This window comes from Streptomyces sp. NBC_01723 (assembly GCF_036246005.1).
Lineage (GTDB): Bacteria > Actinomycetota > Actinomycetes > Streptomycetales > Streptomycetaceae > Streptomyces.
Map to the genome: position 1 here is coordinate 4,429,780 of NZ_CP109171.1, position 19,484 is coordinate 4,449,263.

The 19,484-nt window shown below is 66.9% G+C and carries 16 protein-coding genes; 3 read left to right on the plus strand and 13 right to left on the minus strand.

Going from position 1 to position 19,484, the window contains the following annotated elements:
• Positions 1–97 precede the first annotated feature (97 nt).
• The 9 genes from OIE75_RS20550 to OIE75_RS20590 form a co-directional block, all read right to left on the minus strand.
• Positions 98–520, minus strand: coding sequence for a hypothetical protein (locus OIE75_RS20550; protein WP_329471736.1), 423 nt, complete (start codon positions 518–520; stop codon positions 98–100).
• Entirely contained in the window at positions 517–723 is a 207-nt protein-coding gene (locus OIE75_RS20555) for a hypothetical protein (RefSeq protein ID WP_329471737.1), read from the minus strand. Before OIE75_RS20555 ends, OIE75_RS20550 begins: the two co-directional genes overlap by 4 nt.
• On the minus strand, positions 720–1,295 hold the full coding sequence (locus OIE75_RS20560; RefSeq protein WP_443078378.1) for a DUF6907 domain-containing protein: 576 nt from the start codon (positions 1,293–1,295) through the stop codon (positions 720–722). Before OIE75_RS20560 ends, OIE75_RS20555 begins: the two co-directional genes overlap by 4 nt.
• Before the next feature lie 284 nt (positions 1,296–1,579).
• Positions 1,580–2,533: an FAD-dependent oxidoreductase gene (locus tag OIE75_RS20565; protein WP_329471739.1), complete on the minus strand. Its 954-nt coding sequence runs from the start codon at positions 2,531–2,533 to the stop codon at positions 1,580–1,582.
• Between the two features lie 715 nt (positions 2,534–3,248).
• The gene (locus tag OIE75_RS20570; RefSeq protein ID WP_329471740.1) at positions 3,249–3,836 is read right to left on the minus strand and encodes a class IV adenylate cyclase; all 588 of its coding nucleotides are present in this window, start codon (positions 3,834–3,836) and stop codon (positions 3,249–3,251) included.
• A 12-nt stretch (positions 3,837–3,848) separates the two neighbouring features.
• Entirely contained in the window at positions 3,849–4,511 is a 663-nt protein-coding gene (locus OIE75_RS20575; protein WP_329471742.1) for a class I SAM-dependent methyltransferase, read from the minus strand.
• The gene (locus OIE75_RS20580) at positions 4,429–5,070 is read right to left on the minus strand and encodes a hypothetical protein (protein WP_329471743.1); all 642 of its coding nucleotides are present in this window, start codon (positions 5,068–5,070) and stop codon (positions 4,429–4,431) included. The genes OIE75_RS20575 and OIE75_RS20580 overlap by 83 nt, the downstream gene beginning before the upstream one ends.
• A complete protein-coding gene (locus OIE75_RS20585) occupies positions 5,063–5,965 on the minus strand; it encodes a radical SAM protein (RefSeq protein WP_329471744.1) in 903 nt (300 codons plus the stop codon). The genes OIE75_RS20580 and OIE75_RS20585 overlap by 8 nt, the downstream gene beginning before the upstream one ends.
• 72 nt (positions 5,966–6,037) lie before the next feature.
• The gene (locus OIE75_RS20590) at positions 6,038–6,763 is read right to left on the minus strand and encodes an HAD family hydrolase (protein WP_329471745.1); all 726 of its coding nucleotides are present in this window, start codon (positions 6,761–6,763) and stop codon (positions 6,038–6,040) included.
• Positions 6,764–6,861: 98 nt separating this feature from the next.
• Between OIE75_RS20590 and OIE75_RS20595 the strand changes: the two genes are divergently transcribed.
• Positions 6,862–7,635, plus strand: coding sequence for a helix-turn-helix domain-containing protein (locus OIE75_RS20595; protein ID WP_186777808.1), 774 nt, complete (start codon positions 6,862–6,864; stop codon positions 7,633–7,635).
• Positions 7,622–8,089 (plus strand): NUDIX hydrolase, encoded by a 468-nt coding sequence (locus tag OIE75_RS20600; protein WP_142199944.1) that lies wholly within the window; start codon positions 7,622–7,624, stop codon positions 8,087–8,089. Before OIE75_RS20595 ends, OIE75_RS20600 begins: the two co-directional genes overlap by 14 nt.
• Here the strand turns inward: OIE75_RS20600 and OIE75_RS20605 are convergent.
• Complete coding sequence (locus OIE75_RS20605) at positions 8,077–8,640, minus strand: HD domain-containing protein (protein ID WP_329471746.1); 564 nt, start codon at positions 8,638–8,640, stop codon at positions 8,077–8,079. The genes OIE75_RS20600 and OIE75_RS20605 overlap by 13 nt on opposite strands.
• Positions 8,641–8,864: 224 nt before the next feature.
• Here OIE75_RS20605 and OIE75_RS20610 point away from each other — a divergent pair, with 224 nt between their 5' ends.
• On the plus strand, positions 8,865–11,945 hold the full coding sequence (locus tag OIE75_RS20610) for an N-6 DNA methylase (protein ID WP_329471747.1): 3,081 nt from the start codon (positions 8,865–8,867) through the stop codon (positions 11,943–11,945).
• 147 nt (positions 11,946–12,092) lie between these two features.
• Here the strand turns inward: OIE75_RS20610 and OIE75_RS20615 are convergent, their stop codons facing one another.
• Genes OIE75_RS20615 through OIE75_RS20625 form a run of 3 tightly spaced genes read right to left on the minus strand, consistent with a single transcriptional unit; the run spans position 12,093 to position 19,483 of the window.
• The gene (locus OIE75_RS20615) at positions 12,093–14,912 is read right to left on the minus strand and encodes an RNaseH domain-containing protein (protein WP_329471748.1); all 2,820 of its coding nucleotides are present in this window, start codon (positions 14,910–14,912) and stop codon (positions 12,093–12,095) included.
• 15 nt (positions 14,913–14,927) lie between these two features.
• Positions 14,928–18,239 (minus strand): hypothetical protein, encoded by a 3,312-nt coding sequence (locus OIE75_RS20620; protein ID WP_329471749.1) that lies wholly within the window; start codon positions 18,237–18,239, stop codon positions 14,928–14,930.
• Positions 18,236–19,483 (minus strand): restriction endonuclease-related protein, encoded by a 1,248-nt coding sequence (locus OIE75_RS20625; protein WP_329471750.1) that lies wholly within the window; start codon positions 19,481–19,483, stop codon positions 18,236–18,238. The genes OIE75_RS20620 and OIE75_RS20625 overlap by 4 nt, the downstream gene beginning before the upstream one ends.
• Position 19,484: the final 1 nt, after the last annotated feature.

Genomic DNA, 19,484 nt, shown 5'->3' on the forward strand with positions numbered 1-19,484 from the left:
TCCCTGAGAGGCTTGCCGTCAGATGCGGGCCGGGCGGCGCGGCCGGGGCTGTCCAGGAACCGCACACCCCCGACCACCGCGGTCTTCGCGGTCGTCCTCACGCGGCCGTTGGCTTGGTTTTCGTGCGGGCCTGTTGCAGCAGCTCCCGTAGCCAGCCCATCACACCCGCAGAATCCTGGGTGCGGTCGATCTCGCTGAGGACGATCTCCAAAATTTCCCGAACGCCCGCCACGTCTTCCTTGTAGTAGGCGTCGCGGACGCCCTCGCGGATCGAGTCCTCGGTGAAGGTCGCGTAGATACCGAGGAACTGGCGCACCATGAGCCCGCTGGTCTGCCGTGGGTCGTAGACGATGTGGTGGCCGCCGTTGTCGAGCCGGTGATTGAAGTACTCATCCGGGCCGAGCGGGGCCTGTTCGATGTGGAGGTGCTGGCTGCCAAGCCCGTCGGGCAGCCGCCCGAAGTGGTCGCGCATGCGGTCGCGGAAGGCGTCGAAGCCAGCACGCGTGGTCAACGTCGTCATACCGTCACCTCCGTCGACTCGCTGAGGACGTTACGCATCGCCGCTTCGACGGCGGCCCTCGGGGATTCGCAGACGATGATGCGGACGATCACCTCGTCGGCGAACTTCTCCACGGCAGGGGGGCACGAGCCGATTTCCTGCATCTTGGTACGGAACGCTTCCACCTCGGCGATGGCGCGTTCGGTGACGGACGTGGCCTTCATGCTGCCACCCCCGGAAGGTTGACGTACTCGGTGCGGACGTTGACGAGCTGGGCGTGGGCCTCGCGCAGGGAATCGACCCGCTTCTGCAGGCGGCCGATGATCACCTGCAGTGTGTCCGGTTCGAGGTACTCGATGTAGTGGTCATCGAAGACCTCAATGGCCACGAAGGGCAGCCTCTCCGCTGGCCGTGCCGAGAAGGGGTAGGACTCGATCTGCCAGTTGAGGAAGCGGAAGTCCTCCGGGCCCCGCGTGTTGCACAGCGGGCCATAGAGGGGCAGCTCGTCGGCTGTGCCGGGGATGCTGCAGTAGATGTCGTGCGGGTGTGTGGGCGTGTTGCTGTCTGCCCTATGGTCGACTGTGCAACCGGGCATGCAGGCCACGGTCACATTTTCACCTGTGACGGTGGTGAAGGTGAATGCCCGCTGGACAGGGGCCCCTCCCACGGCGGGCTCGCTGTCGGCCGGGGCTGTGGGGACGGGCTGAAGCCGGGCAGCCCGGCCAGCGCTCCCGAGAGGCTGGCTGATGTGGCCCTCGTGACCGTTGCCGCTGGTGGTCGTTGGCGTGTTTTCCATGCTTTGTCTCCTCTGTTACGGGAGCCGGGCTTTGGCCTCACCTCCGGTGTTGAACCCACCGGCCGGGGCCCTCCCTTTGGTGATACGCGCCCTGCCGAACGGGGTCGAGGAAGCTGTCCCGTTCGAGGGGTCCAGGCACGGACCAGGTCTTCTCGAGGCAACTGGTGCGTAGAATGCGCCGTTTCAGTTGGCGGGGTGACTCACTGGGTACCTCCTCGGCCAGGGCCTGCAGGAGCGACCGGGATCGCTTACGTCTCAGGCGAGACGTCAACCTCCTCGTGGCCTCACTCGCTTGCGAGCAGCTCATAAGCTTCCCCGGCACAACCCCATGACAGCGTGACGCCAGTGCCCCCGTGCCCATAGTTGTGCACGACCAAGGCGCCGTCCTCCCGCCGGTCAGCGCCCACCCGGACCGTAGCCCGGGTGGGCCGGGTACCGATCCGATGCTCCAGAACGTTGGCGGTGGTGAGACGGGGTTCGACCTCGGCGCAGCGGGCCAGGATGCTGGCCGCCGCCCTGTCGTCGGAGGCTTGGCCACCTTCACCGTCGATGGCCGTGCCGCCCAGGACGACGGTGTCGCCGTGTGGGTAGAAGCACAGCAGGTCCGGTGAGAGGCCGGTGTCCTCGGAAAAGAACTCGGTCAACCCTGGGTTGGTGACGACGACGTGCTGGCCGCGGATGGGCCGCAGGTCAGGGTCAGGGAGTAGATCCTTGGCACCGAGGCCCGTACAGTTGACGATCACGGTGGCCGGGCCGGCGTCCGAGAGTGAGGCCAGTCGTCGCCGCTCGACTGTTCCCCCAGCGGCATCAAACCGATGCAGGAGGTAGTCGAGGTAGGTGGGCATGTCGATCAGCGGCACGGTGAACCGGTAGCCGGCCGAGAAACCGGCCGGTAGTTCAGCTGGCCCACACGGCCGGAAGCCGGGCAGGGCGGTCGCCCAGTCTGGTGGCGCCTCGGCCGTGCGGGATGCCTCGATGCCGCTGGTGAGCCGGACGCCCGTGGCCGGATCCTCGGCCAGCTCACGGAAGATTTCCAGCGACCGTTGTCCCCACTGGTTGACCTTGTCCCTCGGTTCGACCAGGTACGGACCCCACATCGCCCCGGCCGCCAGCGAGGTGACGCCCGGCACCTCCTCGGCGAAGACATGCACCGAGACGCCGGCCTCGGCGAGAACGACGGCGGTGGTGAGCCCTGCCACCCCAGCCCCGACAACAACAACACGTTCCCCTGCGGCCATGATCCTGACCGTAACGGCCCCGGTGACGTCGACGCGGCGTGTCAGCGGGGCGCGCCCAGCACATCGGGCGCAATCCTGCCCACATCCCGCGAGCCGAAGCCGCCCGCTGGCACACCACCCGTGGCGTCGTCAACGATCTCGGTCATCCCCCGCGCTCTCCGCAGACTGAGCCGCCGCTCTGTCCGATCCGAGTCGCTGGCACCGCAGGCAGAGGGAAGCGTTCGGGCCTTCGTCTTGGGGAAGGCCCGGACGCCGTGACCCGCCCTAGCCGCCAGCGCTCACACCGCGGGGGACGGCGGGCGCCTGCGACCAGGGCGGGAGCTAACCTCTGCGGAGGAACCTGCTCTGGCCTCGGTGCTTGCCCGGCCTCCGGCCAGCCGTCGGTTGTCCCACCACAGAGTCTTCGCTCGGCTGGGTGGAGCGGCCCGGGCAGTCCTTGCTGAGGAGGGATTGCCAGACCCTTTCCTGGAGTGCTCGGATGCAGGGTCCGCATGCGTACATCGGTGCCTGGGCGCCCGCGACACGGGCGGGGCCGATCCACAGGACGCGAGTCCACCGCTGTCCGCAGTAGAGCCAGCAGGGCCCGTCGACCCATTCGTTGCCGTCGTCCGTGGCCGCTGGTGCGGGTAGTCCACCGCGTGCGAACTCGGCTATCCCGGGGATCACCCTGTGCCGTAATGCGGCTTCCGTGAGCATGGTTTGTCCGCTTCCCTGGTCAGTGGTTTCGGACCGCCGAGGAAGCGTCCTCCTGCTTCTCGGCGTCGGAGAACAGGAGGGTGGGCTCGGCGAGGATGTCGCGGCCGGCCTCGCTCTTGTAGATCTCGTCGACGCTGCCGAATCGGGCTTCGGAGTAGTCGAGGTTCAGCAGCGCGGCGGCCTGCCGGACCGATGCCTCGTCGGGCCCCTCGATCTCCAGGAAGGTGGGGAGGTCGGGCCAGGTGTCGAAGTCGAAGGCGACCTCGCCCAGGCGCCACTCCTCGCGGTAGTTCTCCTGGTAGCGCACTTCGGTGAGGCCGACCCGGCGCAGGATGTCGGCCATGGCGTGCAGGTCGGATACTTCGGTCTCGATTTCCTTGGTGCCGTCGATCGTGGTGGCGTCGGTGACTTGCTTGAGCGTGAGGGTCGATCGGGTGCCTTCGTCCCGAAGGCGGACCCAGGCCCCGCCGTCGAGGGAGTCGTTCTCGAAGATCTTGCGGGTGAGGAGGGTGCGGGGGAACGCCTGGACGGCTCCGAGGGCGGTCAGCTTGGCCTGGAGGCCGGTGGCGTCGACGGCCAGGAACTTCGCCTCGTACTCGTGATCCATGGGGTCCTTCTCTCAGAAGTGGTCGGTGAAGGGGGACGTTCGGGCTGCCATGAGCAGGCCCATGCGGTGGGTGTGGTCCTCAGGCTGGCCGACGTGGGCCCGTTCCGTGAACTCGTTCGTGCGCAGGGTGAGCAGGATTTCCCAGTCACCGATGAAGTGAGGGAGCAGGCGCTCGGGGGAGGTGTAGTGCTCGGTCATGTGGTGGCGTCTTTCGACGGGCATCATGAACTCCGCACCGAACACACCGCCCGGGCGGACCAGGCGTTGCATGCGGTGGACGAACTCGGCGAGCGGGCGGTGGTGGTTGGCACTGTAGTGCCACGAGCAGCTCGTCCAGATTGCCTCGCACTGCACGCCCAGGGGCTTGCCCTCGAGGAAGTCGTCCTCAACCACGTGGACACGGGAATGGAGTTCTTCGAGCTTCAGCCGGTCGATCAGGCCCATCGCGTGGGCCTCGCTGTCACCCGGAAGGCGTACCTCGCCTCCGTGCAGGGCGAGCGCGTCGCGTTCGATGGCGACCACGTGGTAGCCGGCGGCGGCCAGCGGCAGGACGAACTTGCCGTCGCTCGCGCCGACGACCGCGACGGTGGCGTCAGGGGCGACTCGCTCGCGCAGTGTGCTGAGGAACTGGGGGAAGAAGGTGAGGGTGTGCTCCCACAGGCTCTGGGTCTGCATGGGAGTTCGCTCCTTGCCTGTCGGTTTCTGTGATCACACGGAGGACCTCTTCGGGGCTGCGCCCCGTGGTGTCGATGCGGCGCATCGGGAACGAGGCGTAGGCGTCGGCCACCTGGTCCGGGACGGTTTCGATCAGTGCGTCCCACTGCGTCGCTGGCTTGTCCCGGGCGGCCAGACGACGGCGGCGTTCGTCGTCGCCGCAGACGAGGTAGTACGTGACCGGTGTCGGGAGCCGGCGCGGCAGCGTGACGCCGAGCCGAGCCCCCATGGCCTGGTGGGTGGCGAGGCACCGGGCGAAGTAGCTCTCGACGACCACGGGGACGCCGGCGTCGAGGTGGCTCTGAATTTCCTCGGCCGCGGTGAACAGCGCGGAGAGGTAGAGGCACATCCGCGCGTCGGCGTTGGTCCGCTGGTCCACGGCCGCCCTGAGGGGCTGGTACAGGGCGGGCACGGTCGGGACGAGGACGGCTTGCCGGGCGGCGGCGAGCATCGGGGCGACGGTCGACTTGCCGGTGCCCCGTAAGCCCTCCAGGCTCTCGAATCGCGGGTGGTCAGGCACGGGCGTACACCACGTCCGGCACCGCGAGCGTGAGCTCGTCCGCGGGCGAGGGCTGGTGGACGATGCGGCCAGCGCTCTTCTCGTACCAGAAGGCGTGAGAGTCCTTGCCCACGGCCTTGCAGGACATGGTCAGGGCACCACGCGGGTCGGCCTCGATGCGGTCGATCTCGCGGGGCCCGCCGGTCGGGGCGCAGAGCTGTGGGGCGCCGTGCTCGGAGAGGTCCTCGTCGACGATCACTTCCAGGGGTAGGTCGGCCGCCGCGAGCTCTTCGCGGAGCCGGCCGTAGGCGGCAGGCTCGGTGACCAGTAGCTCGGGGTGGTTGGCGGCGTTGCCTACGGGCCGCAGGTGGTGGAGCTTGAGTTGCTGGACCCCGAGTCGGGCCAGGATGCCGGCGAGGGCGAGTACCTCACCGATGTTTCGTGAAGTCACGGTCATGGTCGCACCGGTCGGAACTCCGAGGTCCCGTGCCAGGCTCAGTGCGTCGAGGGCACTCTGGTAGCTGCCGTGCCTGCGGATGCCGTCGTTGGTCGATCCGACGCCCTCCAGGGACACCCTGAGGAGGTCCAGGTGCGGCGCGATCTCTGTCAGGCGGCGCTCGATCCGGTACCCGTTGGTGCAGATCTCGACGCGCTGGCCCAGTTCCTCCTTGGCGTGGCGGACGACCTGCGGGAGGTCCCGGTGGACGAAGGGCTCCCCGCCGAGCAGGGTGACTTCCTCCGTGCCGTACTCGTCCCGCATCAGGGTGAGGAGGCGACTGGCTTCGTCGGCGGTAAAGGCGTCCGCGTACTGAAGCCGCTTGCCGTGGAAGCAGTGCAGGCACGTGAAGTTGCAGCGGTAGAGCAGCTGCAGGTACAGCATCCGGATCTTCCTGATCCCGGTGACTTCCCTGATCACTTGGGCTCCTTCGGCTGGCTGCCTTTCGGGAACCCGATCCTGGCTGTCTGCCCGGGGACCTCGTCACCGCGTTCAGGGACGGCCCGAGGACGTCCTGGGACGTTTTCCGTCACCTGCGAGCGACTCCAGGACGCTTAGAAGGCGCTTGGCGTCTGCCAGGTCCTGAAGGACCTCGGGGGCGCCGGCCGCTGCGAGTTCCGCGTGATCGTGCAGACCGGAGGCGACGGCGACGATCCCGCACCCCGTGGCCAGGGCAGCCTCCACATCACGAGGGGTGTCCCCGACCAGGACGATGGGCGTGTCGACCCGGATGCCACGAAGCCGCTGCACTCGCTCGCGGGCGACCGCGACCAGATCGGAGCGGAGATCGGCGTCCGCTCCGTAGGCGCCCACCGGCAGGTCCAGCAAGGAGTCGAGGCCGAACGCGGAGAGCTTCACGCGGGCGTTGGCCGCGATGTTGCCGGTCAGGACAGAGGAGACCCAGCCGCTCCGTGCCGAGGCGACCTTCAGCGCTTCATGGGCTCCTGGCAGGGCCCATCCGCGCGAACGCAGCGCGTCCCGGCGCTCACTTCCTGCCCGTTCGAGGGCGGCCTCGATGCCGGGCCAGTCGGGTACGGGCAGCCCGTCCCGAACGAACATGTCGCGCATGATCAGTCGGTCCGTACGCCCCTCGGTGCGTGCTGGCTCCGACGGCTCAAACCCCGCAAGCTCCGAGAAGGCGGCGGCGTAGATCTCCTTGCTCACCCCCGCGTTCTCGATGAGGGTGTGGTCGATGTCCCACAGGACGATGAGCTCCATGCCGCCAGCGTAAGCAGCCATCGGCAGCACCGTGATTCCGCGACAACGTCCCACAACGTCCTTGCGCGATCACGCGTTGCACCGCTTGCATGGTTTCTGTGAACGACCGACTGCATACCGTGCTCGCCCAACGCGGGGTCTCACCCGACGCGCTCGCCGAGATCTGCGAGGTCGACCCCAAGACAGTGAGCCGGTGGCTGGGAGGACGGGTTCCTCACGCGCGGCATCGCTTTCGCGTGGCCGGTCATCTGCGCGTGGAGGAGACCTTCCTCTGGCCGACGCCCTCCAAGCGGCCCGGTCCACCCCGCGACGGATTAGGCACCGAACTGGTCGGCACCTACCAGAACCGAGCCAGCGTGCCGCGGGACGTATGGCTCTCGCTGCTGCGGGAGGCCCGGCAGGAGATCAGCGTCCTCGTCTTCTCCGGCACGTTCTTCGCACAGTCCAACCCGCACGTCGCCAAGATGCTCTCCGAACGCGCCGCCGAGGGCGTCCGGGTCCGCCTGTGCTTCGGTGACCCCGACGGACAGGCGGTCGCCGTCCGGGGCCGCGAAGAGGGAATCGGCGACACACTCGCCGCCAAGATCCGCGCCTCGCTGACGTACTACCGCCCCCTGCTGGGCGAGGCCGGGTGCGCGGTGCGTCTGCATGACACCACGCTCTACACGTCCATGTTCCGCTACGACGACGACCTCCTCGTCAATCCCCACATCTGGGGGCAGCCGGCCAGCGCCAACCCCCTCCTCCACCTCAGGAGAGCCGACGGCATGGGGTGGTTCGACAACTACGCTCAGAGCTTCGACGCCGTCTGGGCCGCCGCACGGCCATGGGCACCCGACCAGGAGAGGACCGCCGACCATGGGCAGGACTGAGTACTACAACGACCCGGCCGCGCCGAAAGCGAACACCCTTATCCCGGCCAGCAACCTGCTCGTCGCCGACGAGACGGGCGCCATCCTCCTCCAGCGCCGCCGCGATACCGGACAGTGGGCACTCCCCGGCGGAGCCCAGGACATCGGCGAGACCGCGGCCCAGTGTGCGGTCCGCGAGTGCCTGGAGGAGACCGGCATCATCGCGGAGATCACCGGCTTCCTCGGCGTCTACACCAACCCGAACCACATCGTCGCCTACACCGACGGCGAGATCCGCCAGCAGTACGAGAACACCTACATCGGCCGCCCTGTCGGCGGTGAGCCCACAATCAACGACGAGGCCGACGGCGTCCGCTTCGTCCAGCCCGCAGACCTGGACCAGTACGACATCCACCCGAGTATGCGCCAGCAGATCGGCGATTATCTCGCCGGCACTTATCCCTACCTCGGCTGAGCCGCCAGAGCGGCCTCGATCCTCTCGACAGAGGAGAAGATCTCCGGCGCCGCCCGCCGGATGAACCGACCGACCACGCTGTCCGCGCCGTAGCGGTCGACGATCTCCGTAACCCGCTCCCGCGCGGTCGTCCGACCGCCATCGGGCGTCGTCGTCATGTCGCAGTACACGAGGGCGTCCACCAGCAACGGCTCCTCCAGCAGTGGGAACTCCTGCATCAGCTCCTCCTGCAACCCGCGCTCCTCCGCCTCCAGCAGTGCGAACGAATGGTTCGCCACCAGCCGCGTCAGCCTCTCGTCGGCACCGTGCTCGTCTCGGAGGAAGCGCGCTCCGTCAAGTGGATGGAATCCCGTGATCGCCAGGCGAGGCGCGTACCCGACGTCATGAAGCGTTGCGGCGGCAAGGAGCAGGCCAGCATCTCCGCCGAGAACCTGACGCACTTCAACAGCGCGAGTAGCCACGCCTTGTGTATGTGTCCACCGCCGTGGAAGCGGACCGCTGAGTTCGGCTTCCGCTGTCTGCACTGCCCACTCACCGAACAAGTCATCCATGGCGTGCTCTGTGCCCCGGACGCTTCTCACTCAAGCCTCACCGGGGGGCGACGCTCGGCGGTTCGAAGCGGTCTCGACAGGCGCGGACTGGAGGAAAGACCAGGGACGAGAGCCTGGCGCGCGAGTAGGGCTGTGCCAGCAGGCATGCCTGGATGACAATGGTCGACGGGACCGAACGTCCCCTCGTTTGTCCTATCCGTTCTGATGCTCTTGGAGCTCTCGCCGTGACGCTCTCCGTCCCGCCTTCGCCGACCGCGCTCGAAACCGTGTTCAATCGGGTCGTCGAGCGCAAGGCTGTCCGAGCCGAAGCGACACTGCAGGCGGACATCCGCCAGTTTCTGCTGGATGCGGACCTCAACCTCGGCGAGCAGGATCTCCTCACACCCGTGCTGGAAGCGCAGGTGGGCGGTGGCACCGGTCACCGCATCGATATTGAGATGGGCGCGACCGTCATCGAGGTCAAGAAGGACATCAGCCGCCCAAAGATCCGCAAGGACGCGGTCGCGCAGCTAGCGAAGTATGTGCGTGCCCGAACAGAGCAGCGCGAGCGGCGGCACGTCGGGATCCTCACTGACGGCGCGGACTGGCGCGCCTACACGCTGGTCAACAACGAGCTGAATGAGGTCAACCATTTCGATGCCCGGGAGCGCAACGTCAGGTCGCTGGACTTGGTCCGGTGGCTCGAAGGCGTCCTAGCAACGTCCGAGGGTGCCGCACCTACACCAGATGCCATTGCAACCCGCCTCGGAGCGGACAGCGTCGCACACTCCATCGACAAGGCGGTTCTGGCTGCGCTGTACGAGGAGAACAAGAGTCTGCCGACCGTTCAGCTGAAGCGCGACCTGTGGTCTCGGTTGCTGCGCAGTGCACTGGGCGCCCAGTTCGAGGACAGCGACGATCTGTTCATCGAGCACACGCTCCTCGTGAATACCGCCTCGATCATCGCCCACGCGGTGATGGGCATCCCCGTGAAGGACACCCCGCCCGCTTCCTTGGTCAACGGTCAGCTGTTCACCCAGGCGCGGATCTCGGGTGTTGTCGAGTCGGACTTCTTCGGCTGGCCGCTGGAGATTGAGGGCGGCGAGGGGTTCATTCAAGACTTGTCTCGTCGCCTCGCCGGCTTCGACTGGTCGAGGGTCGAGCACGACGTACTGAAGGTTCTGTACGAGTCGGTGATCGCCGCCGAGACCCGTAAAAAGCAAGGAGAGTACTACACGCCAGACTGGCTGGCGGAAGCGACGGTGACCGAGGCAGTCCCCGATCCGCTGAACCTGCGGATCATGGACCCGTCGTGTGGTTCCGGCACGTTTCTCTTCCACGGCGTCCGCCGCTATCTGGCAGCCGCACGGGACATCGGGCTGCCGCTGCGAGAGGCGCTGGATGGGCTCCATGACCATGTCGCCGGCATCGACCTCCACCCGGTTGCTGTGGCGCTGGCCCGCGTCACGTACCTCCTCGCCATCGGCCGCGAGACGCTTACCTCTGAGGAGCGCGGCCCGATAAACGTCCCTGTCTACCTGGGAGACAGCCTCCAGTGGGACCAGCGCACCGACCTCATCGACCACGGCCACCTCGTCATCCAGACCGGCACAGGGAACCAGCTTTTCACTAACGAACTGCGCTTCTCCGAAGACTTGCTGCGCGACGCCGGCCGCTTCGACGCGATCGTGAACGAGCTCGCCGACAAGGCCGCCGACCCGTACCGGGTTAAAGGAAAGCTGCCCTCTCTCGTTGCGCTCTTCAATCGGCATGGGATCTCTAACGCAGACGACCGTGAAGAGCTGACAGACAACTTCCGCGTCCTGTGCGACCTGGTTGACGAGGGGCGCAACCACATCTGGTCCTATTACGTACGCAACTTGGCTCGCCCTATGTGGCTTTCCCGTGCTGAGAACCGTGTTGACATTCTCGTCGGCAATCCGCCCTGGCTGTCCTACAGGCACATGCCAGGCGACATGCAGAAGACCTTCAAAGACATGATGCAGGCCCGCGGTCTGTGGAAGGGTTTTGAGGTCGCCACCCACCAGGACCTTTCTGGTCTGTTTATCGCTCGCGCTGTCCAGCAGTACCTACGGGAGGGCGGTTCTTTTGCCTTCGTCGTCCCCAATCCCGTGCTGGATCGCCCCTACTGGACCGGTTTCCGCAGCGGAGAATGGACTGATCCCGACCACCCCGTCAAGGTCAACTTCACCGGTTCCTGGGATTTGCGCCGGCTACGTCCTCACTTCTTCCCTCGCGCTGCCGCCGTCATTTTTGGCCGCCGCCGCCCTCTCGCCATCGGTCAGCAGGGCAACAATGCCGTTGCGTTGCCCAAGGCAACCGAGATCTGGACCGGAAAGATCGCCAAGAGTGCGGCTCATTGGGAACGCGCCAAGGGCTGGATCACGCGGAAGTCGGGTGAGTTGCGTTACCCAAAGGAAGGGCTGATCAACTCGCCGTACCGGGACCGTTTTGCGCAAGGGGCTATCGTTGTCCCCAAGGTGCTCTTCTTCGTCAAGGAACAGGCTGCCAGCCCGCTCGGTCTCGGCGGCGGCCGAGTCTCGGTCCGTTCACAGCGCAGCGCTTTGGAGAAGAAACCCTGGAAGGAACTTCCCGACCGGGAAGGATCGGTGGAGAAGGAGTTTGTCCGGCCCGTCCTGCTCGGAGAGCACGTCGTTCCCTATCGGGTCATGGGCGCAGACAAGGTAGTCCTGCCCATCGAGGGGGCGAATACCCTCATGGACGGTGAGCATGACCACCTCGATCGCTATCCGGACCTGGCGAAGTGGTGGCGAGACGCCGAACGACTCTGGGATGACAACCGCTCCAGCGAACGACTTTCCTTGATCGAGCAACTCAACTTCAGAAAGAAGCTGACTGATCAGCTCCCCGGTGCTCCCCTCCGGGTGGTGTACGCGAAGGCTGCCATGTACGTCACCGCAGCGCTGGTGGACGATCCGAATGCGATCATCGATCACAAGTTGTACTGGGGAACTGTCGCCACTCGCGAGGAGGGCATGTACCTGCTGGCGGTATTGAACTCGGCCTACACCACTGAAGTCGTGCGTCCACTCATGTCCTACGGCAAGGACGAACGGGACATCGACAAAGCCGTCTGGGAGCTACCCATCCCGGACTTCGATCCGGCTGACGCCAAGCACGCACGAATCGCTGAGATTGGTGAGGCCGAGCATCAGCGGATCGCGGAGCTGAAGTTCGAAGACGGCAAGAGCTACATCCAGATCCGTCGGACCCTGCGCGACTTCCTTCTCAGCTCCCCCGACGCCGAGGAACTGGATCAACTGGTCACTGAACTACTCGGCTGAGAAGCCCTGCGCTTCAATCGGTCGGTTCCCTTCCCCGCCTCTGGAGGCGGGGAAGGGACGGTCCGCGGATTGGACCCCGTCATGCCCACCGATCACCGACAGGGTGGCGCGGACGGTGATGTTAAGCGGCACCCAACGCCGACCCCTCTAATCTGCGGCTCCTGCCTCCGCTCCTTCTCCGTCTCCAGTCCCTGGCTCCGCATCGACTGCCTCACGCCGGTACTGCGGATGGTCAAGGTCCATTTGCCGTGCCGCATGCAGCGACACCGGATAGCGGGCGCGGTCGGACCAGAACAGCGTCTGGTGGCACAGGCGTGCGGTCATGGCCGCTAGCGCCTCACGCGCCCCGTCTGACGGGCCCCCGATGGGGAGGATCTCGGTGGCGGTCATGGCGTAGAAGTTCTGCGGCATCTCGCCTTTGCGGCGCTTCGACCGGTCCTCTGACTGCACGGATTTCTCCGCCTCCCACCGGGTTCGCTTGGAGCCCAGTCGGCCGGCGCCGCTGCCGTCGTAGGCGCGAGGCACATTGCACAGCAGCCATACTGGCGTTCCGAAGTCCGTGTCGACTTCGAAGAGCAGCGTCGAGGTGTCCTTCTCAGCGGGTTCGGCGCCGTCCTTCTTGCCCAGGTGGGTGACGCTGACGGGCTGTGGCACTTCTTCGTCGTCCGTGTTGAGGCGGATGACGGCCAGCGGGGCGTCCTGGCCGAGGCGTGCTCCGGGGAGCTGGTATCGGCTGCGGTTGCCGTCAGTTCCTGCCTGCGCGAGATGTTCGCCGAGGCGAAGGTTCTGCAAGCCGTCCCACATGCGTCGCGCGGACTGCGCGTCCACGGTGACTGTGTAGGGCAAGCCGTCCAGCTCGTCGGTGAGGTCGCCGAGGGCGCGCTCCACCATATCGGCTGCACCGTCCCACTTCTGCCGATAACTCGTGGTCTCCGCGGAAGGTTCGGGATATGGGTGGGTGTGGAAGGCGTTCTGAGCCGAGCGGTACGGCCGCCATACCGGTGCCGTGGAACTCCAGCCGAGTAGGGACCATGCCCCTTCCGGGGACTGGGGCGGGACCAACGCGGTGGCCGTAATGACGATCTTGGGTTCGCCCTTCTCGCCGTAGCGTCGGTTCTGCTGTCGTACATGCACGCCGACATGGGCCAGCCGGTCGACCGGGAATCCGCTCGTGCCCTGAAGAGCATTGGAGATCCGCTCGTCAGTGATGCCGAGGGAGCGGTACAGGTCGAGCAGAGCCATCTGCGCCGGGTGATCTTCGCGGGGCGGCTCGATGACACCTTCCTTTCCGCGGCCCATCAGGTACTGCGACGAAACGTCGAGGCGAGCCAGGATCGCCTTCGTCTGCGGCTTGGCATCCAGATCGTCCAGGTCACGAGTGTCGATGCCAGGGAAGTCATCGGCGTGCGGCAATTCGGTCTCGCACCACGCGCCGATCAGGACACCGTCACGGGGCCTGAGCGAGGCGCTCACAGCCCCCAGCGCTTCTGCCCGGTCCCGCCCGCGACCCGGCCGCAGGAAGTCCGGCACGTAATGGAAGGCGGCTGTGATGCGGCCCTGGTAGAGGTCGAGCTCGACGCCCTCCTGGGTGTCAAGGCCGACGGGGCTGAGTTCGAACGCGTGGCAGAACGTCTGCAGCATGCGCTGCCGGGTCTCGTCCCGATACCACAGGCAAGCGATGCGGAGCTTCTTGAAGCCGGCCTCGGCGACGGAGACGCAGAGCGACTCTGCTGACGGGAAGAGGCTGCCCCGCGGGCGCAGTGGCTCCTTGCTGCCGGTGCGCTCGCGCTCCTCCTTGCGGCGCTTATACTCCTGGGCCGAGACCTTTTCAGGGTCGGTGGGGCGTCGCGGCAGGGTCATCGCGGACTGGCGCAGGGACAGCCGCTGGGCATCATCGCCGAAGACAGCGTCTGCGTGAGCACGCAGGAGCCTCAGGTGGTGCATGCCCACGCCCGTTCCGATGGGGTGTTGGTAGTTCTTCGCGGGGATGGGCCAGATCTGGCCCGGGTGCTCGCGGGGGAACTGAAGCTTCTCCTTGAAAGCCCTGGCCCGCTCGCGAAGCTTCTGCTCGCGCTCGGAACGCTTGGCGATGGACTGCAGAATCGAGTAGTCCATCTCCAGTCGGCCGAGCGCTTGCAGGGTCTGCCGCGGGATCGTCTTTGTGCCGCCGCGCCCGTTGAGCTTGACTTCCAGGATCGGGCGGCCCTCTCCGGGCTGGACGGCAAGTGCTGTGGAGCTGAAGATCAGCGAGGACGAGATGCGGGAGACGCGCGCGTCCAAGAGCAGCACGGGATGCTGCACGTTCGGCAGGGTCTTGAGACGCACCGCCGTTCGGCACACGGCGTAGCGACCGCCGCTCTCGTTCTCCCAGGGATCGTCCAACGCCACCAGGCCACCGGTGATATCGGGACGCAGTGTGATCTCTCGGCCGTTGGAGAGCTGGAAGGGAACGGCTGCGAGACGCTCTGCCAGCCCCCACCCCACGCTCTTGTAGAGCCAGTTAGGGGCATCCGGTTGTGCTCCCTTGGCCCCCGCCAAGTGCTCCCCCAGAGCGAATTCCTGCTCCGGAGTCCTCGCGATGCGCACCGCGAGAGCGGGCGGCTGCCTCAGGTCGATCACCTCTACCTGTTCACCGAGGGCGAGGCCGTACGTCAGGGTGAAGGCTTTGCACAGCAGATCGCTGTCGATCGGCTGCCGGGATACCAGGAACGGCGCCGCGCCCTTGGGCTCGAAGTACACATACCCGCCAGTGATCACCTGGAGCACGGTCGTGGCGATGGTGTACGGAGCTTGGGCCTCCTCCTTGCCGAAGCGCTTCCTGCACTGAGCGGTGAAGGTGGCCCACAGCTTGGCCGTCTCCGTGTCCAGCTGGCGCACGTGAACCGTCGCGTCGCCCACCAGAGCGGGAGTGCAGCGGTAAGCCAGTGTGTGCAGGTACTTGCCCGGCTCGAGGTTCTGGTCGTTCACTCGTCTCTTCTCTTTTCAGTGGGTGAGGGTCGGGTCGATGCCCGCGTAGGACAGGAAGGCATTGAGGGCTTCCCCGTACAGGTCGTTCATCTGCCGCTTCACCGCCGGCGGCCACTGCTCGTGGATGCGACGCAGGACGGTTTCCAGGTCGGAGCTCCAGGTGTCCTCGTGGAAGGCGTAGTCGACCAGGTGCAGGACGGCCTCGGTACCACCACGACGGGCCCGTCCGGCCAGCTGGATCAGGTCGACGACGACACCCGCGACAACCTCCTCCTGGAGCGACTTGGGCATGGAGGTGAACTGGGGTGTCGCGCGCAGGATCAGTTCGAGCCGTTGCCATGCGGCGGTGCGTGCCTTCTCCCACGCGTCGTCGGGGTTGGCGGTGCCGCCCTCTGGGAGTGCGTGCAGCCCGGCGGCGTTGACACTGGCGTACATCTCCGCGGGTTCGGCGAACAGCGCCAAGGGCCGGACGCAGAGGTAGACCGAGCGCACGGCGGAACGGATACCGACCACGATGTTCAGACCGCGGGCGATCAGGGCCAGGGGGACGACCAGGACGTTGCCGTACTGCGGGAAGTCCTCGAACTGCTCGGCCGTGAGGCGAGTGGCGATGTTCTCCCGAGGTAGGTCGGGGTCGGGGCTGTGCCGGTCGCCGTCCCGCACGGCCACGCAAAGCCCTTCGCGGTAGGTGCCGGCCTGGGCGATGCCTCGGGCCAGCCAGGCACACTGCTGGTAGGAGTTGGCCACGACCAGGACGTGCGCGCGGTCCTTGTCCTTGGCACGCTGTCGCTCCAGCTCTCGGTAGATGTACTGGTCGTACAGCTCCGTGCCGAGCTCGATCAAGGCGCCCTTCTTGCGGCTCGGATGCTGGCCCGAGATCTTGATCGGCTCGCCGTACATGGGGTGACCCTCGCCGTACTCGATACGGTGGCGTCGAGCGCGGATCGAACGGGCCTGGGCATCAGTCATCCACCAGCGCACGGGCGCGTGGACGTGCTCGCGTACCGCCTGGGGAAAGTACGCCGTGGCGGACAGGCCCATGACGGGACGCTCGACCCCAGCCAGGCACAGCGAGACAAGACCGCCCAGCTCGGCGGTGAAGGTGTGCGGGTCGCCCGCGATGCTCTGCGCGACAAGTTCGGCGTCGCTCTCCCTCTTGTCCAGGCCGGTTACGCGATATCCCGTGATTGAGCGCCCCAACAGGCCAAGCGGGAGGACGGCCGAGACGGCACTCGGGCTGAGCGTCTCGGCGATCCGCTGCGCGGAGCGAAGGCCGGAGGGGCGGTAGTGCTGCACGCAGGTGCGCAGTTCGGAGAGCGCCTCGTCCAGCTCGGTCAGGGTCGCCCGGGTGACGAGCAGGTTCACCGCCTGGGCACGCTGGTGCGGGTCCTTCACCCGTGACTCCAGCAGCCGGTGCAGATCGAGCTTCACAGCGTCGAGCAGTTGTTGGCCACGCGGGGCCACCAGCGCCTCCAGAGCGCGGCGCATCTCGTCCCACCCCACCTCCGTCGGATCGCTCTCCGTGGCGCGTGGCTGCAGGTAGCGGGCGGGCATGAGGCCCTGGAGGCGTCGAGCGAGGTCGGCTGGAAGATCAGTCTCCCCGGAGGTGGCCAGGTCCGGCCAGAGCAGACGGATCAGCTGCCGGTCACGGCCACGGGCCAGGTGCCAGCGCAGCCCGGTGCGGTCCGGCACACGATTCTCCGCGCGCTCGTCCTCCCTGACATCCAGACGCAGCGCGTTGCTGCATACGGCGAGCAGCAGGAACTCCGCCATCAGACGTACCTGGCCGACCGACGGCAGCAGGTCGGCCTCGGCCGAGATCGGCAGCCGCTTCGCGTCCGTGTCCATCTCCTGCGGGGCCGCCGTCCAGTGCCTGCGTGAGTGCAGGACGACCTCGCCGGCGCATCGATCCACCGCCCTCGACTGGAACTGGTCGACCTCGTCGACGAGGACGGCGTGGCAGGTGCGCAACGCGAATTCGGCAACGCTCACCCCCTGAACGGGGCGCCCGTCAAGGTTCACGCCGATGCGCAGGTTGCCCTGGAGAAAGGCGAAGTGATTCGTCACGACCACGTGCGCCGAACAGGCTTCGTATACGGGGGCAAACTTGCCGCAGGTGGGAATCCAGGGACAGGCGGACGCACCCAAGTTCTGCCGGTACAGGGACAGGCAAGGCTCACGGCCGGGCGGATAGTCGGCGTTGGACTCCAGCAGTGGTCGCTGGGCGCACCCGTAGGAGAGCGGATCCACGTCCCGTTCGCCGCTCTCTCCCCACTCTCCCGGTGCCTGCGGGTCCTCGTCGATGAGACGGGCCAGCTTGTGCGCGCGCTCGTGCATGCCTGATGACGACATCAGGTGCGCACAGCCGGTCTCGTGCTTGATGACGCCGAGGCCCTGCAGGACGCGCAGGTCGGACCGGATCTTGCGGGTGATGGCCAGGCACGCCTTGATGTCGGGCAGCACGATGGCCACCCGGTGGCCCTGCTGGGCGAACCATGCGGCCAGGACGCGCACCAAGACGCTCTTGCCCGTCCCGGTTGGCGCGTGGAAGATCTCCAGGCCGCCGGCCGTCATCCGCAGCGCTTCCTGTGGGCTGATGGAGTCGGACGTCTGCAGGACGGAGAACAGGCCCTTGAGGACCGCGTGGAGGTACCGCTTCTCCTCCGGCTCACCGCTCTCGATCTGCGCCGCCAGTTCGAGCAGGTCCTCCGTAGGGATACGGAGGTTGTCCAGCGGGGGTGCGGTGGCGATGTGCGGCAGGCGGTCGTGGCCGAACGCCTCGGTGAAGCCGGGATACGTGGGGATCGTCAGCTGGCCATGTACCTGCCCGACGCCCCGCACGCTGATCTCCCCCGTCTTCCAGACTCCGGGGCCGGCGAACTCAGGGGGCTTCACCCGCGCGCTGGGCCGCCGATACCGGGCGATCTGCCGATCGACGTAGGCCAGCAGGTCACCGCCGACCCGGGGGATGGCTGCCTCGGCAGTGAGCGGGTCTCCACCTGCGGGTTCGAAAGTGAGCAGCTTCTGGGGCTCACCAGGGTCCTCGTCACCGAGGGCTGTGAGCAGTGCGCGGGCGGCGGGAGTGAAGTTGCGTACGTCGCCGAACTTGCTGGGGGCGGTGCGGTACACGTCGACGATGCGTCGGCGTTCTTCGCTCGTCAGCTCCGGCCAACGGTCCCAGGCCCGGAACTGGCCGGACAGCAGGAAGGCCGCCTTCCGGAAGGGGGCAGCGGGCGCATCGTTGTCCACGGACGTGGCAGGGAAGTAGTAGGCAGCCAGTGCGAGTGAGGCGCACAGGGCTGTTTGTTCCACGGATGGCTCGCTCACGACCAGGCCACCCCCGAACGCTCGCAGACCATCTCGCCGAACTCGGACGCCGTGGCTACCTTCAGCCCGTACTTCGCCCCCACTCCCGACAGCAGGTGCACCTGGCTGGCGCGCTGGTCTGGAACCACCAGCCACTCTGCTCCCCCGCTATCGCCTTCCTGTGCGTGGATCAGTTGCGCGAGCGCGGTGCCCGAGGTGTAGTCCTTCACGTCCACGCGCACAGGCTCCTTCTTCCGCGCCCGCTTGCGCCCGACGTGTACACACAGGTCGTAGGCGTCCAGGGCGGGCCACAGCTCCACCTTGAGGCCACGTTCGACCAACCGGTCCCGCAGCGCCAGCTCCGCCAGCCCGGGGACGCAGGTGTACCGCCACACACCCCGCACCAGAGCCTTATGCCCCTCCACGGGTTTCGCCTCCGGGACGTACTCCAGGTCGGGCCAGAGGACTGCTTCCCGCTCGTCCGGGGGAGGCGGAGGCGGCCCCGGCAGTAGCTCGGGCGGAACAATCCCCTCGACCGGGCGGAAGCGATACGTGGCGCCCATTTCCTGGTGCGGCGTGTGCCAGCAGGCGACCACCCCGATCTGCTGCCCCGCCTCACGACGCAGTGCGACGCGCATCGGCCACCGGCATACGGGGCACGCGAACCACCAGTCCCGGTACCTCGAGGCATAGGGGATGTCCTCGTACAGATCCGCGACCATCGGAGGCAGCCTCAGTTCACTCAGCTCGCTCACCGGGCCCGCCGGGTAGCGGATCAGATCGGTACGTCCGCTCTCGTAGACCTTCTGATTACCCGCCTTGCACAACTGGGCGAAGGCCGTTTCCTGCGCAACCTCGTCGTCCAGGTCCTGCCCACTGAGCAGGCCGGCACCTCGGCCGCCCTTCTGCAGGATGCGGAGCACCAGGCGCTGCTCCGCGGCGATATCGAAGGCGTCCTCCGTCACGTGCCCGTCGGCATCGACCGCGCGCAGTTCGTCGACGTCCCACCCAGGGACACCTTCGGGCAAGAGCCGGGAGGGATCACCGCGCACCTGACGCCGGAAGTCCGCAAAAGACAGCTCACTGCCCGGTCCGCGCGCCGCCAGCAGCGCGCCGTGGCACTCCATCAAGACCCCGAGGCGAGCGGAAGGACTCACGCCGGGCGCCGTCATCGCGTTGGCCGCACGCAACACCGAGCGTGCCACCAGGGACTTCACCCATAGCTCATCGGTCGGCCGAACGCCATTGTTCGTCGCGTTCCTCATG

Bases quoted from the DNA above. Each gene is read 5' to 3' on its own strand.
- OIE75_RS20625 (WP_329471750.1), bottom strand. From the start codon at position 19,483: ATGAGGAACGCGACGAACAATGGCGTTCGGCCGACCGATGAGCTATGG.
- OIE75_RS20550 (WP_329471736.1), bottom strand. From the start codon at position 520: ATGACGACGTTGACCACGCGTGCTGGCTTCGACGCCTTCCGCGACCGC.
- OIE75_RS20570 (WP_329471740.1), bottom strand. From the start codon at position 3,836: ATGGATCACGAGTACGAGGCGAAGTTCCTGGCCGTCGACGCCACCGGC.
- OIE75_RS20575 (WP_329471742.1), bottom strand. From the start codon at position 4,511: ATGCAGACCCAGAGCCTGTGGGAGCACACCCTCACCTTCTTCCCCCAG.
- OIE75_RS20590 (WP_329471745.1), bottom strand. From the start codon at position 6,763: ATGGAGCTCATCGTCCTGTGGGACATCGACCACACCCTCATCGAGAAC.
- OIE75_RS20565 (WP_329471739.1), bottom strand. From the start codon at position 2,533: ATGGCCGCAGGGGAACGTGTTGTTGTTGTCGGGGCTGGGGTGGCAGGG.
- OIE75_RS20555 (WP_329471737.1), bottom strand. From the start codon at position 723: ATGAAGGCCACGTCCGTCACCGAACGCGCCATCGCCGAGGTGGAAGCG.
- OIE75_RS20605 (WP_329471746.1), bottom strand. From the start codon at position 8,640: ATGGATGACTTGTTCGGTGAGTGGGCAGTGCAGACAGCGGAAGCCGAA.
- OIE75_RS20600 (WP_142199944.1), top strand. From the start codon at position 7,622: ATGGGCAGGACTGAGTACTACAACGACCCGGCCGCGCCGAAAGCGAAC.
- OIE75_RS20560 (WP_443078378.1), bottom strand. From the start codon at position 1,295: ATGGAAAACACGCCAACGACCACCAGCGGCAACGGTCACGAGGGCCAC.